This window comes from Pseudomonas sp. Kh14 (genome assembly GCF_900291005.1).
Lineage (GTDB): Bacteria > Pseudomonadota > Gammaproteobacteria > Pseudomonadales > Pseudomonadaceae > Aquipseudomonas > Aquipseudomonas alloputida.
On the sequence record NZ_OLKJ01000130.1, the window covers coordinates 1 to 268 of the forward strand.

1 pseudogene is annotated in these 268 nt (G+C 45.1%); it reads right to left on the bottom strand.

The annotated features are described in order from the left end of the window. Positions 1 to 268: pseudogene (locus FQ668_RS27565) on the bottom strand (MBL fold metallo-hydrolase); the annotation flags it as partial.

Consider the following 268-nt stretch of genomic DNA (forward strand, 5'->3'; position numbering starts at 1 on the left):
AATAATCGGTAAGCGCTCACTAAGCTGGTGTTGCGATAGCAGCATTTCTATATCAAACAGTAACTCTTGGGTGCGTCCAACGCTAAATGCAGGAATCAGAATAACACCGCCATCACTGACGCTACGTTGAATAATTTCTAGCAGTCGCCGAGAGCGGGTTTTAACGTCTTCATGATTGTTATCACCATAGGTGGATTCCAAAAACAGATAGTCAGCTCGTTTAGGTGGCTTTGGGTCGGGTAGCAATGGCGTATTATCAGGGCCTAAA